Origin of the sequence: Pantoea sp. alder81 (assembly GCF_020179835.1) — a bacterium.
GTDB lineage: Bacteria > Pseudomonadota > Gammaproteobacteria > Enterobacterales > Enterobacteriaceae > Pantoea.
In genome coordinates this window covers 947718-964126 of the sequence record NZ_JAIUDA010000001.1, presented here as the reverse complement: position 1 = coordinate 964126, position 16409 = coordinate 947718, and the positions used below count along the sequence as shown (strand labels likewise).

Genomic DNA, 16409 nt, shown 5'->3' with positions numbered 1-16409 from the left:
AATATATTAATAATCTCAAATGAGACGTTTAAGATATGAATGTCGAGTTGCGCCATTTACGCTATTTCGTTGCCGTTGCCGAGGAACTGCATTTTGGCCGCGCAGCACAGCGATTGAATATTTCCCAACCGCCACTCAGCCAGCAGATTCAGCAGCTGGAGCAAGAGATCGGCGCGCAGCTGTTTACCCGAACTAATCGCAGCGTGCAGATCACGGCTGCCGGTCAGCTGTTTTTACAGGATGCGCGCACCATTCTGCTGCAGGTTGAGCAAGCTGCCAGTCGGGCGGCTCGCGTGCATAGCGGACAGGAAGGAGAGCTACGCATTGGCTTTACCTCTTCCGCTCCCTTCACTGGCCTGGTATCCGATGCGCTGTATCAATTTCGTCAGCGTTGGCCGGAAGTGCACATCTCGATGCAGGAAAATAATACCCGCCAGCAGCTGGCACCGTTGCATGAGGGTCGACTGGATTTGGGTGTGATGCGCAATACGCCATTGCCGAGCGATTTACAGCATCGGGTGCTGCTGCGCGAGCCACTGTGTGCGCTGGTGCATTGGGCACATCCGCTGGCAGATGCTGAGTCTATCTCCATTCAGGCACTCGCTAGCGAGCCATTCGTGTTTTTTGATCCGCAGGGTGGCACCGCTTTGTACGGTGAAACACTGGCGCTGCTGCACCGTTATCAAATCAAACCCTTTATTACGCAGGAAGTGGGGGAAGCGATGACGATTCTCGGTCTGGTCGCCACCGGATTGGGTGTTTCCATTCTGCCAGCTTCATTTCGACGTGCGCGACTGGCCGATGTGGTGTGGATCCCCTTGCAGGAGCACGATGCCATTTCTGAAGTCTGGCTGGTCTGGTCAGCCACGCGTGAACCCAGTGCGCAAATGCACAATATGATGCAGTTGATGCTGCAGAATGCCGAAATTTGAATCACCCGGTGAATAATGGCCCGATCTTTATGTGCGATAAATCACATTTCTAATCAAATATTTGACGCTGCCTGCCAATCTGCATCACCATAGCTGCTGTTTATTTAGAAGCGCGAAAATATCCGGGAGCAGGGCGTGAATCTGGACAGTCAGCCTGGCCACATTGACCAAATAAAACAGACCAACGCAGGTGTGGTTTACCGACTGATTGACCTTTACGGCCCGATTTCGCGTATTGAGCTTTCTAAACGTGCCCAGCTGGCACCCGCCAGTATCACCAAAATCGTGCGTGAAATGCTCGATGCGCATCTGGTGCAGGAAACCGAGTTTCAGGATCCAGGCAGCCGTGGTCGTCCGGCCATTGGCTTGATTCTCGACACCTTCGCCTGGCACTACCTGGCTATTCGCATTCAACCGGGCCAGATCACGCTGACGCTGCGCGATCTCAGTAGCCGGGCATTGCAGGAAGATCGTTTGCCCCTGCCTGCCAGCGCTGACCAGCCGCTGCTGCAAACGCTGCAGAATATGGTCAATGACTTCTTCGTCCGCCATCAGAACAAACTTGAACGTCTCACCGCGATTGCCATCACCTTGCCCGGTTTGATCAATGCGGCTTCCGGTGTGGTGCATCGCATGCCGGGCTACGACGTGCAGGAAATGCCGCTAGGTGAAACGCTCTCCACGCTCACGGGTTTACCGGTATTTGTGCAGCATGATATCTCCGCCTGGACGCTGGCTGAAGCGCTGTTTGGTGCCTCGCGCGGTGCGCAGGATGTGATTCAGATAGTGATTGATGAAACGGTAGGCGCGGGCGTGATCAGCGGGGGACAGCTGTTGCATAAACGTGGCCGCGCGCTGGTTGAAATTGGCCATACGCAGATCGATCCTTATGGTCAGCAGTGTTACTGCGGCAATCATGGTTGTCTGGAAACCGTAGCCAGCACCGGAAGTTTATTGCAGCTGGCGGCCCAGCGTTTATCTTCACAACCCGACAGTTTGCTGCATCGGGAACCCCTGACCATCGCCAGTTTATGCGCAGCCGCACAGCAGGGCGATCGGCTGGCGCGCGACGTGATTGCCGGTGTAGGCCACCACGTGGGCCGCATGTTGGCAATGATGGTGAATATCTTCAATCCACAACAAATCCTTATTGGTTCACCGCTCAATCAAGCCGCTGATGTGCTGTTTCCTGCCGTCAGCAGCACCATTCGTCAGCAGGCGTTACCCGCGTACAGTAATGAAATTCAGCTTGCGCCCACCAGCCTCAGCGATCCAGGTACTCACGGTGCCGCCGCGCTGATCAAAGATTCCCTTTACAGCGGCCATTTGCTGGTAAAACTGTTGCAAGGCTAATCACTGCTCGCCTTAAGTTTGCGCTAACGCAATCTGCCGTCAGAGACATTTCCTTAAACTGCCTTCTTCGCAGGTTACACATCGCTCTAACGAAGGAGGAATAAGGTGAAAACAATCTTTGTCACCGGTACCGACACCGCGGTGGGTAAAACCGTCGTGTCACGCGCGCTGCTGCAGTGTTTCGCCAAAGCGAGCCTCTGTGCAGCGGGCTTTAAACCTGTTGCCAAAAGTGCACAGCACACACCCGACGGGTTGCGTAATAAAGATGCTCTGTTGTTGCAGCAGGCATCGGGTCTCGAACTCCCTTACCACGCGGTCAACCCCATCACGCTGGAAGAAGATGAAATCAGCACCAGCGCATCCGTGCGCATTGATTATCCGTTGCTGAGCCGCAGCCTTGAGCAGTTACAAAGCCGCGCCGCGCGGGTGGTAGTGGAAGGAACCGGGGGTTGGCGCAGTCTGATGAATGATCTGCAACCGTTGTCCAGCTGGGTTCAACAGGAACAGCTGCCGGTTGTGCTGGTGGTGGGCATTAAGGAAGGTTGCATTAGTCATGCTTTACTGACCGCCGAGACTATCGCTCGTGATGGGTTGCCTTTAGTGGGATGGGTCGCCAACCGCATTAACCCAGGACTGGCTCATTACGCTGAAATCATTGATGTTCTGCGTGAAAAGCTGGGCGCACCGCTGTTGGGTGAGTTGCCTTATCTGCCGCGTGCCGAGCAGCGTGAGCTGAGTGGCTATCTAGATATTTCCCTGCTGGATGAGGCTTTGATGCACATTGACAGTGCGCAGCCTGCGGCGTGGTGAAACGAAGTGATGCAAATAGTCGGATGCTGAATCTAAGGTTTCGGATTCAGCATCCGATATTGCTCTGCTTAAATCAGCTTTTTATCATGAGGTTATAAATTTTTTACTCTATGTGAGTGCCAATGGCGTGAATCATGCATCAGCCATGCTGATGAATATTCTGCCGGAGCATACACATGTCGCACTCCCCTAAAGGTTTATTGTATGGGCTTGATGCCCGTATTGGCCCTGTTCCCGCCTTTTTCGCTGCGTTGCAGCACGTCCTTGCCAGCGTGGTGGGGATCATTACCCCGCCGCTGATTATTGGCTCAATCCTTGGATTGCAGGCTTACATTCCGTATCTGATTAGCATGTCTTTGCTGGTTTCGGGTTTAGGGACGTTTTTGCAGGCGCGCCGCTTTATGGGTGTTGGGGCGGGCATGATTTGCCTGCAAGGCACCAGCTTTGCTTTTCTCGGTGTCATTTTATCCGGTGGCTTGATGGTGAAAGCGCAGGGCGGTTCACCGGAAGCGATCATGGCGATGATTATGGGATGCAACTTTGTGGCCGCGTTTATCCCGATGCTAATCAGCCGCTGTGTGACGCCGCTGCGGAAAGTGCTGACGCCCGTGGTGACCGGCACGGTGATTACCTTGATCGGCATCAGTCTGATTAAAGTCAGCATCACCGATTGGGCAGGCGGTCATAACGCCGCTGACTTTGGCGCTCCGGGCAATCTGGCGCTGGGCGCGCTGACGCTGCTGGTGATCATTGTGCTCAACCGCTCCCAAAATCGCTGGATGCGCCTGGTTGCGGTGGTGGCAGGCATCGCCGTGGGTTGTCTGGCGGCGGCACTCACCGGCCATCTGCCTATCAAACCAATGGCCACCAGCCACTGGTTGGTTTTGCCTTCATTTTTCCGCTTTGGCTTTGATTTTAGCTGGAGCATTTTCGTGCCGATTGCGCTGGTGTCGGTGATTTGCGTGATTGAAGCAGTAGGGGATTTGACGGCGAACTGCCTGATCTCGCAGCAACCGATTGAGGGCGAGGGTTTCCAGCGTCGTTTGCAGGGCGGCATTCTGGCAGATGGTATTAGCTGCTTGTTCGCCGCGATGTTTTCGGCATTCCCCAACACTACTTTTGCGCAAAACAACGGTGTGATTCAGATGACCGGCGTGGCCAGCCGTTATGTTGGCATGGTGATTGGCGTGATGCTGTTGTTGTTAGGCGTGTTTCCGGTGATTGGGAATGTGCTGCAGCAGATTCCCGCGCCAGTACTCGGCGGCGCCACGCTGGTGATGTTTGGCAGTGTGGTGGCGGCAGGCATTCGTGTAATGACGCAATCCCCGTTGGGCCGCCGTGAGATGTTGATCGTGGCGGTGTCATTTGGCATTGGCTTAGGTGTTGAAGCGGTACCCGAGGTGCTGAAGCAGTTGCCACCGTTAGTGAGTAATCTGTTTGGTCATGCGGTGACCACGGGTGGCATTCTGGCGATGCTGTTGAATATCGTGCTGCCATCGGAACGGGGTGATGAGCGGGTGATCAATGCGGTGAAGGAAAATCACTGATTTTGAGCCTGTGCGTGCGTTGGGGAGATGGGGATTTAAACCACTGGCTGTGAGTCGGTGCGTACGTCGGAAGAGGCGGCAGATCGTAAAGACGCCGTAAACCATCCCTGGGGCTCGGCCCGCGCCATCCCTGGCGCAGGACGCTTTACTCCTCTGCCGCCTCTTCCAACGTTTCAACTGTCGTGCGGTTTGTCTGGACTCGGGCTGTCGTGCACTGTTCCTCAAGGTTCAGCCATTGTGCGCTTGGTTAAGGATTCAATCGGCGGCGCGTACGTCCTGAGCTGAGATAATCCGCGATATAGTCCTGCGAAATCTCACCGCTGTAGCGTCCTTCCTCATCCACGATCGGCATCCAGACGGTGTTGTGCTCATACAGTTTGGATAGCACGACGCGCAGATTCTCTTCGGCCTTGCCCGTCACCTTGAAGGTATGCAGCATCTCCTCGCAGCTTCCGGCGGCATTACGGGCTTCACGACGCTTCACAAACCCCAGCGGCTTGCCATCATTATCCACCACAGTGACAGATCGCATATCGTTGTCATCCATAGTGGCGAACGCCTCCTGCAACGGGGTACTGCGCTTAACCGTGATGGTCGGCTGTTGATCGGTGACGTCGCCTGCCTGCACCAGAAGCAGGCGTTTTAGCGTGCGGTCCTGGCCAACAAAGGATCCAACAAAATCATTGGCCGGTTTGGCTAACAGTTCGTCAGGACTGGCGCACTGCACGATTTTGCCCTGTCCAAATACCGCGATGCGGTCACCGAGTTTTAGTGCTTCATCGATATCATGGCTCACCAGCATCACCGTTTTCTTCAGCTGGCGCTGCATTTCCAGAAACTCGTTCTGAATCACTTCACGGTTGATCGGGTCGACGGCACCGAAAGGTTCATCCATCAGCAGCACCGGTGGATCAGCCGCCAGCGCACGGATCACGCCGATTCGCTGCTGCTGACCGCCGGACATCTCACGTGGGTAGCGATGCAGGAATTTACTGGGATCGAGTGCCACCATGCTCATCAGCTCGGTAGCACGCTCGCGGCAGCGCTTTTTATCCCAGCCCAGCATGCGCGGCACCACGGTAATGTTCTCTTCGATGGTCATGTTTGGGAACAGACCAATCTGCTGAATCACGTAGCCGATATTACGACGCAGCGTGACGGTATCTTGTCCGCTGGTGTCTTCGCCGTTGATCAAAATCTTACCGCTGCTGGCTGGGATCAAACGGTTGATCATTTTCAGCGTGGTGGTTTTGCCACAGCCGGAAGGGCCTAGCAGCACACACATCTCTCCGGCAGGCACTTCCAGGCTGACGTTATCCACGGCGTTGAAGGAAGTGCCGTTCTTTTGCGTAAAGGTTTTCGTCAGGTTTTCCAGTTTTATCATTATCGAATCCCCTTAGGAGTCAGCGCCGACTGCAAACGGTGCAGTAGCCAATCAAGCACAATCGCTAATAAACAAATCATCAGTGCACCGGCAATCAGCATGCGCACATCACTGCCGCTGATACCATCCAGCAGCTGTAAGCCCAATCCGCCCGCGCCGATGACTGCGGCAATCGCCATCACGCCGACGTTCATCACCACCGCAGTACGGATACCGCCGAAGATCACCGGCAGCGCCATGGGAATCTCGACCCAGCGCAGGCGCTGCCAGAAGGTCATACCTATGCCGCGGCCCGCTTCACGTAGCCCTGGCGACAGGTTCTCCAGCGCGGTATGGGTGTTACGCACAATCGGCAGCAGGGAATAGAGGAATACCGCGCAGATAGCGGGCAGCGCACCAATGCCCTGACCGATCATAGAAAACAGCGGAATCATTAAGCCAAACAGCGCAATGGTCGGAATGGTCAGTACGATGGTGGCGATACCGAGCACCGGCGTCGCCAGCCATTTGAAGCGCACAATCAAAATGCCCAGTGGCACGCCAACGATGATGGCGAATCCCACCGCCACCAGCACCAGCCAGGTATGCTGCCAGGTTAAGGCCATCAGGGTGTGCCAGTTACTCATGATGTAATGCAAAGTCTCCATGACACCTCCTTACAGCATGTTTTTAGATTGAAGGAAATCACGCGCCACCTGCTGCGGTGACTGATGATCGATATCAACGCGTTTATTCATCTCGGTAATCGCTTCATCGGTGATCAACGGAGAGAGTTGATTGAGCGCCGTATCCAGCCCCGGATGGCTTTCCAGCACATCCTGGCGCACCACAGGCGTGACGTTGTAACTCGGGAAGAAGTGCTTATCATCTTCCAGCACCTTGAGTTCAAAGCCCTTTACTCGTCCATCGGTGGTGTAAATCAAGCCAGCATCAACAAAGCCATCGCGCACCGCGTTGTACACCAATCCCGGATCCATCTGACGAATTTGTGGGCGATCCAGCGGCATGTTGTAAGCCTTCTGCAACGGCTTCAGGCCATCGGAACGGCCGGAGAACTCCAAATCAAGTCCCAGTTTCCAGTTGTGGTCGGGGTCGGTTTTGCGTACCTGTTCCAGTTTGGCAACCAGCTGTGACATGGTGCTGATGCCCTCTTTATCGGCGCGTGCACGCTGCATGGCAAATGCATAGGTGTTGTTCATTGGCGCGGGATCAAGCCACACCAGACCTAGTTTGGCATCGAGCTGTTTAACGGTTTTATAAGCTTCTTCTGAAGACATCGGTTTGTTGATGTGATTGAAGATGATCAGCGAGGTACCGGTATACTCCCAGGTCATATCAATTTGCTTATTGATCATCGCATTGCGACTAATGGTGGTAGCGATATTGGTCTTGGGCACCACCTGGAAACCTTTCTTTTGCAGCCAGAGCACGGTCATAGCAGACAAAATATGCTGTTCGGTAAAGCTTTTGGTTGCCATCACAATCGGCGTTGCCGCGGCAGCGGTTTGGCTGATGGCCAATGTGGCGGCCAGTGCCAGCGCGGTGTGCTTCACCCAGCGCGTTAAAATATGCGTTTTACCCATCACTTAGCTCCTTGTTAAGCCGCAGAGTGCGGGCTGAGGAAACGTCCCAGGGCTGCCAGCAGCAGATCGAGGATCAGCGCAAACAGGGCGGTGGCGACTGCGCCGAGAATCAACGTTGGGAAATCATTAAGGTAAATGCCGGGGAAAATCAGTTCGCCAAAACTGCTGGCACCAATCAGGAAGGCCAGCGGTGCCGTTCCGACGTTAATGGCGGTCGCGATGCGCACACCTGCCAGAATCACCGGCAAGGCATTGGGAATCTCAACCTGACGCAAACGCTGAAATTTGGTCATGCCGATGCCGTTGGCGGCTTCAATCAGCGACGGTGGCACCGCGCTTAAGCCGGAAAAGGTATTACGCACGATGGGCAGCAGTGACGCGAGGAACAGGGCAATTAAGGCCGGTCGATCGCCTATTCCGACAATGACCATTGCCAGGGCCAGAACAGCCAGCGGTGGCAAAGTATTCCCGACGTTAAAGATCTGCATGACATATTCAGCCCAGCGACGGGCAAACGGACGGCTGAGTAAAACTCCACTCGGAATGCCGACCAACAGGGCAAACAACATTGACCAAAACACTAAAAACAGATGCTGCTGGCCGAGATAGATTAAGTCTTCTTGCCGGTCGCGCAACGTATTCAGCCCGATTCCCCAAACCAGCAGGGCAATCACCGCGACGATGGCCAGTAGTGCCAGCCCGGCTCTACTGACGAGCGATGCATTTTGCATGCGAGAGTCTCCCTGATTCGACAAATTGTTCGATCTGGTTATGTCATTTCACGGTTGAAGGCGCAGCGGAGAAATAACCGCATACGAAAATCCTTCACCCCATTAAATTGCAGATAAAATGACTGTTAGATACTGCTTTTCCAGTGAATAACTGGAAAGTGCTGTAAAAAGCTATAGCAATGCTTAGCGTAATGCGCCAGTTTCTACGGCAAAATCAGACAGATAGAAGGGTGGTTAAAACCTTCTTAACCCGCATGAAATAAGGCATCATCTGACAATAAAAAAAATTCATCGAATTGCGTGACATTGTCACATTGCGGGCGCACGCAGAGGAAACTCGTCTGATGGAAAATCAGCTAGCCTTGAAAGTAAAAAGGGAGACGTATGACTGAAACTGCAGAATTGAACACGGAACATCGCCACTGGATCCTTATCGCCTGCATGTTAGCCATGTTTATGGCCGCGATTGAAGTCACCATTGTGGCGACAGCGATGCCTACCATTATTGCTGAACTCGGCGGTTTCTCGCAGTTTGGCTGGGTTTTCTCTATCTATTTGCTGACTCAGGCCGTGAGCGTGCCACTCTATGGTCGTCTCGCAGATATGTGGGGCCGTAAACGACTCTTGTTCATTGGCGTCTCGCTGTTTCTGACTGGTTCGGTGTTGTGCGGTTTTGCGCACACCATGACGTGGTTAATTCTGTTTCGCGCGTTTCAGGGTTTGGGTGCAGGCGCGATTATGCCACTCACCAGCACCATCGTGGCCGACATCTATTCCCCGCGCGAACGTGCCAACGTGCAGGGCTGGCTCTCCAGCGTGTGGGGGGTTGCGGCTATCATCGGGCCACTGAGCGGCGCCTGGCTGGTGCAGCACTTTAGCTGGTCGGTGATTTTCTGGGTTAACGTGCCAATCGGCCTGTTTTCCATGCTGCTGTTAGCGCGTTTCTTACCGGCGCGTGAGCATCACAAAGGGGCAACGCTGAATCTTACTGGCAGCTGCTGGCTGATGATTTGCATCACGGCTCTGTTGGTTGCGTTGTTGCAGGCGGATGCTCTTGGCTACTGGTTACTGGCATTCCTGTTATTGGCTCTGCTAGCGGGCTGGCAGTTAAAACAGCATGAACAGCGTGCTGAGGCTCCGCTGTTTCCTCTCGCTATCTGGCGCAGCCGGTTAATTCTGGCAGGCAATGCCGGTAATCTGATTATTGGTGCCACCATGATGGGCATCAGCGCGTTTCTGCCAACGTGGATTCAGGGTATCACCGGCGGCACACCGTTGCAGGCGGGCAGCGCGCTGGCGATGATGTCCATTGGTTGGCCGCTGGCCAGCACGTTGAGTGGCCGATTAATGTTAGTCACGTCTTATCGTTTCACCGCGCAGTTGGGTGCCTTGTTGCTGATTGCGGGCAGCGCGCTGTTGCTGCTGTTGCGAACCGACAGTTCAATCATGCAAGCCGGGCTCACTGCTTTTGTCATCGGCACCGGCATGGGCATGACCAGCACCACCTTCCTGGTTTCAGTGCAAAACCATGCGCATTACGACATTCGTGGCATTTGCACCGCGTCGATTATGTTTAGCCGTATGCTGGGTTCAGCGATCGGGACGGCGCTGATGGGGGCGGTTCTGAACTTCAACCTTGCGCAGCGTCTGCCACAGGCTAACGATCCGATGCAGCAGATCATGTCACATGAGAGCCGTCAGTCATTGTCTGAAGCAACGTTGCATCAGTGGACCGGACAGATCGCTGCTTCGCTGCATTGGGTGTTTGTGGTGGCGTTAGTGATTGCGATGTTGACGTTGTGGATTGCGTGGTTGATGCCGCGCCAGCGGCCAGAAGCGGAATAGAAAAGGGCGGCCATCAGCCGCCCCTTCAGTATTACTGCGCGGGAGCATCCTGTGAACTTCCTGCGCTTGCCGGGACATCACTCTCACTGTCGCGACCGTTTTTCTTATATACGATTTTCTGGCTGTCATTTTCGCAGTGACCCACCACCTGACCGCCAGCTTGATCGGCCTGATCGTTAGGCACGATATCCAGCGTGAAGTCTGATTCGGCCACGCCGTTACTGACGATTTTCTTGCTGATATCCGCTTTGACGCTTTCACAGGAAGCCTGCGCCAGCACCGGCAACGCCAACATTGCCATCAACATCACTGCATTACGTTTTTTCATCACACTCTCCTTGGTTCTGAATTCCCTTGAAAACTATAGCAGCAACAGCGAATTAAGGTGCGACCGTACGACCGGTACGACGATCCAGGCAGCGCAGGGTGTTCGGTTCCCAATACGCATTGACGTTATAGCTCTTTTCGCAGCTATCACGGGTGTCAAAAGCCTTATCGGTTTTATCGAACTCTTTCTCAACGCGCGTATTCACTTTATTGCGCAGGTTTTTCGTGTCGTTCCACTGTTCTTTGCTTTGGCGCGCGGCTTCGTTGCTGGAAGCACTATTGCCATTTTCGATGATCAGGCGGTCGGTTTGGGCCGATGCCAGCGGAGCGGTCAGCAGCGCACCGGCGGTTAACGCCACAGTCAGCAGGAGAGAAAACAGGTTTTTCATTGTGATTTCCTTTAGTTAACACCAGCACAGCCAGAAACCCGGCTGTCACAACCATGAGGGCTAGTATATCATCGCTGCAACTTTGCTCACCAGCGGTGAGCCTTTTGTTTAGGCGAGAGAGAGATTTTCTATGCTGGTGAAAACCACTTTACTGTTTTTTTTGACTGCGATTGCCGAAATTGTTGGCTGTTTCCTGCCGTGGCTGTGGCTGAAGAAGGGCATGACCGCGTGGCTACTATTGCCTGCAGCAGCGAGTCTGGCGCTGTTTGTCTGGTTGCTGACGCTGCACCCGGCAGCGAGTGGTCGCGTATATGCGGCTTACGGCGGTGTCTATGTGGTGACGGCGTTGATTTGGCTGCGCGTGGTGGATGGCGTCAAGCTCAGTGCGTGGGATTGGATCGGCGCGCTGGTGGCGTTTAGCGGGATGTTAATTATTGTTGCTGGTTGGGGCCGGGCATAAACGAAGGGCGCAGCCTGTGCGCCCGTAACATCAATCAGCCTTTATGCACTTTCAGACCCGCCAGTGTCTGGGCGACCGGCATGATTTCCAGCGTATTAATATTGACGTGTTTAGGCAGCGTCGTGACCCAATACACCGCTTCAGTGACATCTTCTGCGGTCAGCGCGGTGGTGCCTTCGTAAACGGCATCTGCGCGGCCATCATCGCCTTTGAAGCGCACGTTAGAAAACTCGGTGCCGCCCACTAAGCCCGGTTCGATATCGGTCACGCGCAGTGCGGTGCCGTGCAAATCGGTACGCAGATTCAGGCTGAACTGACGCACGAACGCTTTAGTCGCGCCATAGACGTTGCCGCCCTGATAAGGCCAGCTGCCTGCAATGGAACCGATATTGACGATATGACCGATGTTGCGCTCCACCATGGCAGGCAGAACCGCACGCGTCATGTACACCAACCCTTTGTTGTTGGTGTCGATCATGTTTTCCCAGTCTTCAATATTGGCTTTATGCGCAGGCTCAACCCCTAATGCCAGACCGGCGTTATTCACCAGCACATCGATATCACGCCACTCTGCCGGCAGCCCGGCAATAGCTTCATCGATAGCGGCACGATTACGCACATCCAGCTGAACGGTGTAAAGATTGTCACCCAGCTCATCTTTCAACTCTTTCAGACGCTCAGCACGACGTCCGCTGGCAATCACTTTATGGCCATTTGCGATGAAGCGACGGGTGATGCTTTGACCAAAACCGGCGGTAGCGCCAGTGACAAAAATAATCATCTCACTGTTCCTTAAACAATTGTACGTCAATGTTAACCAATTGATTTTAAATTTAAAAACCAACAATGAAACTCTAAAAAGGGCATGAGAGGGGCAAGCGCTATCAGCCTGCGAGCGCCTGGTGCAGCCAATTTACCCGGCTGTCGCTCGGCTCTCCAATCCATGAACCCTGGACATCATAAACCATCTGAGCATTCTCATCGCCCATCTGCGTTGCGATAAATGTGGGATTAGCATCTGCGGAGGGCATCTAACATGCACTCACGATAACGTCATGGTGCCATTTGGCTGGCGCTGAGGGGGTGTTAAGTTGATGAGCGGATTCGGCCTTTTGTTTCCTCTTAATTAAGGAAAGCAAACCGGGCATCGCAGCATATCACCGCGATACCCGGCGCCTGTTTTGGCTCAGTGAATCAGAAAGAACTCCAGTTATCCTCCGGGGAAGTTCCCGCTGTAGCCAGCGCTGCACGGGATTTTAGCGGTGAGAGGACCGGCTTTTTCACATGACTCACAGATTTGGGTGTCATGGCATCAGCGCCCATCAATTTAAAGGTGCTGACCAGTTCGGCCATCACAGCGGCCTGCTCTGACATGGACTGGGCCGCACTGGCGGACTCTTCAACCAGCGCCGCATTCTGCTGCGTTGTGGTGTCAATTTGCCCCATCGCGATATTGATTTGACCAATACCATCGCTTTGCTCGCGGCTGGCATGGGCAATTTCTTCAATTAGCTGCGTCATATTGTGGATATCAGACACAATACTGGTCATCCCGTGATCGGCTTTCACGACCAATTCCCTGCCTGACGTCACGCGTGCAACTGTGTCATCAATCAGTGTTTTAATCTCGCGCGCGGCACCCGCACTGCGCTGTGCCAGACTTCGCACTTCGCTAGCGACCACCGCGAAGCCTCTGCCGGACTCGCCTGCACGTGCAGCCTCAACAGCGGCATTCAGCGCCAGAATATTGGTCTGGAAGGCAATGCCGTCAATCACTTTAATAATTTCGGACATCTTCTTCGAATCGTTCGAAATTTCCTGAATACGTGAGGAAACATCGTTCATTACGGCACCGTTGTCTCTGACCGCGGAGGCCACGCCGCTGACAAACTGGCGCGCCTGCTCAGTATTACTGGCGGTATTGCTTAGCGTTGAAGTCAACTCTTCTAACGTGGCGGCCGTTTCCTCCAGGCTTGCTGCCTGTTCATCGGTACGAGAGGCCAGGTCATTGTTGCCTCCACTGATTTCACTGGAGGCGAGCGCGATGTTGTTAGCCCCTTCACGCACGCGCAGAAGCACGTCCGAAAGTTTTCCAACAAAACGGTTGAACGCCGCTGATATCTGGGCCAGCTCATCTCCGCCACGAACATCCAGGCGGCGGGTCAGATCACCTTCCCCGGAGGCAACGTCTTCCAGTGCATCTCGCAAAATGGCGAGGCGACGCAACTGCTGATTAAACACCAGCCCGGCAATCAGCGCGGTAATAATCAGACTCACCAGGGTAATGAGGATACTTTCCCGTTGCAAAGTCGTCAGTGATGCAGTCACTTCATTACGGTCAACGGCAATCACCAGTGACCATGGCGTCCCTTTTACCGGAGAGGCATAAACGAACTGCTGTTCACCGCCGATGGTCAGTTCAGCATGCCCACCCTGACTGGCCAGATTTTGGATGACCTTGAGGTCGAGGGAAGGTGAGAGCTCAGTGACCGGCTTGAGAATAAGGTCTGACTTCGGCGCGGCGATCAATTTACCGCTGCTGTCCACCAGGAAGGCAAAACTCTTCTCAAGCGGATGAATCGCATTCACCGTATTTGAGACGGTATCCAGATGCAGATCGCTGCCGATCACACCCAATGTTTTCCCGTTTTCGACAATCGGCTGAGCAAAAGTAATGGTCAGTTTGCCCGTTGAGGCATCGACATAGGGGTCCAGTAACACTGGCTGGCCAGCTTTCACCGTTTCCAGATACCACGGACGCTGGCTGCCATCATAAGTGGCTGGCATAGGGTGAACGAATACATGCGAATGAGGCTCAGGATAGACGATGTAGGCATCATCAAACTCGCCAGCTTCGATCGCAGCACGCAGAAAAGGGACCGCATCGTCATGACGACCAAAAGCCGTTTTGATCGAACCGGTGATACGTTGTTTCTCGGCTGCCCAGCCAGCCAGTTCAGCCGCATGAACGCGGGAGAGCTGGCCAATGCGCTCATCAATGCTCTCAAGTGTCTTTCCACGCACGGTGGTGTAGGTAAAAGTGGCAAGTGCGATAAGGGATACTGCCGTAATGACCACGCTGATAGCGATTAAACGCGAGCGTATTGTTTTAAACATGATTGACCTTCCACCCAACTGGATCACATTAGAGGTTTGTTTTTTTCCAGAATGCGTCCTGCGTCACTGAAAATATCGAATACGTATTCCGTTATCGGTAACCCCATCTAAAACTGTAGGGAAACGATTGCGCGGTGAAAGAGTGTTAAGTCAATAAGGGGAAGGGAGATTGCGGGCCCGTTATCCTGATAAAGAGAGACGGGCACACTTTACTTAATGAAGCGAGCGCCAGAATGCACTCGCTGATACCGCTTAATTTAACGCGATGAGGGACAGCTGATGTGAGTCGGTATAACGGCCCGTGGCCAATGGCATCGCGTCCTCATCAACCTGGAACTGCGTCACCGACTGCTGCAAATTCACCACTTGCTGTTGCAGAGAACCTGCTGCGGTAGCGACTTCTGCAACGAGAGAAGCATTCTGCTGCGTCACACCATCCATCTGCTGGATAGCGATATTGATCTGTGAGATGCCGCGCGTCTGCTCGCCAGAGGCCAGCATCACTTCATCCATAATATCGACCACTTTCTTCACATCGAGCATCACTTCATTCATGGTCACGCCAGCATCTTTCACCAACCCCGAACCCTGCTCAATATTACTGAGCGAGTCATTGATCATCAGGCCAATTTCCTTCGCGGCAGTGGCGCTGCGCTGTGCCAGCACCCGAACTTCGGAGGCAACCACCGCAAAACCACGTCCCGCCTCACCGGCGCGCGCGGCTTCAACCGCTGCGTTCAAGGCCAGCAGATTAGTCTGGAAGGCAATGCCGTCAATCACACCGACGATGTCGCCGATTTTTGCCGAGCTTTTCTCAATGGAACTCATGGTGGTGACCACTTCAGACACCACCGTTGCGCCACGTGAGGCTGAATCGGAGGCCTTCTGCGACAGGGCGTTAGCCTTGCGCGTATTGTCCTCGTTATTTTTCACTGTCGCCATGATCTGCTCCATGCTGGATGCCGTCTCATCCAGCGAGGCAGCCTGCTGCTCGGTACGGCTGGAAAGATCGATATTACCGGTGGCGATCTCTTCTACGCCGGAACCGATCGCATCGGTGCCATTGCGTACCATCAGCACCATGTTCGCCAGACCATCGCGCATACGCTGGACAGCGGCAAACAATTGCGCAATCTCGTTTTTACCGGAGATATCGATGCGCGCACGCAGATCTCCCTCGGCGATGCGATCGAACACGTTAATCACATGATTGAGCGGCTTAACGATAAGATTGGTCATCACCGACCAGGCCAGTCCGGCCAGCACCAGCGCACAAGCGATACAAAAGTACAGCGTGAACTCCATACGCTGAACCCGATCGCTGGAGTCGCTGTAGGCGACATCAATACTTTTGATTTTGAATGCCACCAGCGCTTTAGAGGCTTTATCAAAGGCACCGTATAACGCCGTGGATTTCCCTGCACGCTGGCGATACTCATCCAGTTTGCCTGCTTCGAGCGCGGCAAAGGCCGGGTCGATAAATTCCTTCATCAGCGCATCGCGCGTCGTTGCCATTTCAGCAGCAATTGGCTTCTCCGCCGGGGATTGCGGATATTTCAGGTATTCCTGCCATTTAGCACTGGCGTTATCTATTTTGCCTCTGGCGCGCTCCAGCGCGACTTTGGCTTTTTCGGCATCGCCACTGCCCACCAGTGATTCATATAAACGTAAATCCAGTCGTCCGCGTAATAAGAGTTCTGAACTTTCATTGAGCGCCACCAGGCCCGGCAAGACTTCTGTATCGACGGTGGCAAAGGATTTATTGCCGGACTGAACGGCAAATAGCCCTAAAATACCGACAAAAAGCAATAAGGCCGTTAATGAAAAAACCATCATGCTGAGAGCTGTACGGATCTTTATTCTACGAAACATAACTATTCCCTGAGAACGTTTAATTGAAAAAGATGAAGGTGTAGTAACAATGAATTTTT

15 protein-coding genes are annotated in these 16409 nt (G+C 53.8%); 6 read left to right on the top strand and 9 right to left on the bottom strand.

Features of this window, described 5'->3' with window-relative positions:
- Positions 1 to 35: 35 nt before the first annotated feature.
- From LBW88_RS04565 to LBW88_RS04550, 4 genes are all read left to right on the top strand, one after another.
- Positions 36 to 932: a LysR family transcriptional regulator gene (locus LBW88_RS04565; RefSeq protein WP_224928166.1), complete on the top strand. Its 897-nt coding sequence runs from the start codon at positions 36 to 38 to the stop codon at positions 930 to 932.
- Between the two features lie 135 nt (positions 933 to 1067).
- Positions 1068 to 2285, top strand: coding sequence for an ROK family protein (locus LBW88_RS04560; RefSeq protein ID WP_224928169.1), 1218 nt, complete (start codon positions 1068 to 1070; stop codon positions 2283 to 2285).
- 105 nt (positions 2286 to 2390) lie between these two features.
- Positions 2391 to 3095 carry a dethiobiotin synthase gene (gene bioD / locus LBW88_RS04555; RefSeq protein WP_224928172.1) on the top strand — a complete coding sequence of 235 codons (705 nt, stop codon included), beginning with the start codon at positions 2391 to 2393 and terminating at the stop codon, positions 3093 to 3095.
- 176 nt (positions 3096 to 3271) lie between these two features.
- A complete protein-coding gene (locus LBW88_RS04550; protein WP_224928175.1) occupies positions 3272 to 4642 on the top strand; it encodes a nucleobase:cation symporter-2 family protein in 1371 nt (456 codons plus the stop codon).
- A 247-nt stretch (positions 4643 to 4889) separates the two neighbouring features.
- Here the strand turns inward: LBW88_RS04550 and osmV are convergent, their stop codons facing one another.
- The 4 genes from osmV to osmY are packed head-to-tail and all read right to left on the bottom strand — an operon-like array spanning position 4890 to position 8340.
- The gene (osmV, locus tag LBW88_RS04545; protein ID WP_224928178.1) at positions 4890 to 6026 is read right to left on the bottom strand and encodes an osmoprotectant ABC transporter ATP-binding protein OsmV; all 1137 of its coding nucleotides are present in this window, start codon (positions 6024 to 6026) and stop codon (positions 4890 to 4892) included.
- Positions 6026 to 6673 (bottom strand): osmoprotectant ABC transporter permease OsmW, encoded by a 648-nt coding sequence (gene osmW / locus LBW88_RS04540; protein WP_034823432.1) that lies wholly within the window; start codon positions 6671 to 6673, stop codon positions 6026 to 6028. The genes osmV and osmW overlap by 1 nt, the downstream gene beginning before the upstream one ends.
- A gap of 9 nt (positions 6674 to 6682) precedes the next feature.
- Positions 6683 to 7609 carry a glycine betaine ABC transporter substrate-binding protein gene (locus tag LBW88_RS04535; protein ID WP_224928181.1) on the bottom strand — a complete coding sequence of 309 codons (927 nt, stop codon included), beginning with the start codon at positions 7607 to 7609 and terminating at the stop codon, positions 6683 to 6685.
- A 14-nt stretch (positions 7610 to 7623) separates the two neighbouring features.
- Entirely contained in the window at positions 7624 to 8340 is a 717-nt protein-coding gene (osmY, locus tag LBW88_RS04530) for an osmoprotectant ABC transporter permease OsmY (RefSeq protein WP_224928183.1), read from the bottom strand.
- A 384-nt stretch (positions 8341 to 8724) separates the two neighbouring features.
- Here osmY and LBW88_RS04525 point away from each other — a divergent pair, with 384 nt between their 5' ends.
- Positions 8725 to 10185, top strand: a complete 1461-nt coding sequence (locus LBW88_RS04525; protein ID WP_224928186.1) for an MDR family MFS transporter — start codon at positions 8725 to 8727, stop codon at positions 10183 to 10185.
- A 31-nt stretch (positions 10186 to 10216) separates the two neighbouring features.
- On the opposite strand, the gene LBW88_RS04520 is transcribed toward LBW88_RS04525, so the two are convergent.
- Together LBW88_RS04520 and LBW88_RS04515 are read right to left on the bottom strand one after the other, a co-directional pair.
- Positions 10217 to 10513: a DUF1161 domain-containing protein gene (locus LBW88_RS04520; protein ID WP_224928189.1), complete on the bottom strand. Its 297-nt coding sequence runs from the start codon at positions 10511 to 10513 to the stop codon at positions 10217 to 10219.
- A gap of 52 nt (positions 10514 to 10565) precedes the next feature.
- Positions 10566 to 10901, bottom strand: coding sequence for a DUF1283 family protein (locus tag LBW88_RS04515; protein WP_200577300.1), 336 nt, complete (start codon positions 10899 to 10901; stop codon positions 10566 to 10568).
- Positions 10902 to 11031: 130 nt separating this feature from the next.
- On the opposite strand from LBW88_RS04515, the gene LBW88_RS04510 reads away from it, so the two are divergent.
- Entirely contained in the window at positions 11032 to 11361 is a 330-nt protein-coding gene (locus tag LBW88_RS04510; protein WP_224928192.1) for a YnfA family protein, read from the top strand.
- Positions 11362 to 11395: 34 nt separating this feature from the next.
- On the opposite strand, the gene ydfG is transcribed toward LBW88_RS04510, so the two are convergent.
- From ydfG to LBW88_RS04495, 3 genes are all read right to left on the bottom strand, one after another.
- On the bottom strand, positions 11396 to 12142 hold the full coding sequence (gene ydfG, locus LBW88_RS04505; RefSeq protein WP_224928194.1) for a bifunctional NADP-dependent 3-hydroxy acid dehydrogenase/3-hydroxypropionate dehydrogenase YdfG: 747 nt from the start codon (positions 12140 to 12142) through the stop codon (positions 11396 to 11398).
- 413 nt (positions 12143 to 12555) lie between these two features.
- Positions 12556 to 14478, bottom strand: a complete 1923-nt coding sequence (locus tag LBW88_RS04500; protein ID WP_224928197.1) for a methyl-accepting chemotaxis protein — start codon at positions 14476 to 14478, stop codon at positions 12556 to 12558.
- A 252-nt stretch (positions 14479 to 14730) separates the two neighbouring features.
- Positions 14731 to 16350: a methyl-accepting chemotaxis protein gene (locus tag LBW88_RS04495; protein ID WP_224928200.1), complete on the bottom strand. Its 1620-nt coding sequence runs from the start codon at positions 16348 to 16350 to the stop codon at positions 14731 to 14733.
- Positions 16351 to 16409: the final 59 nt, after the last annotated feature.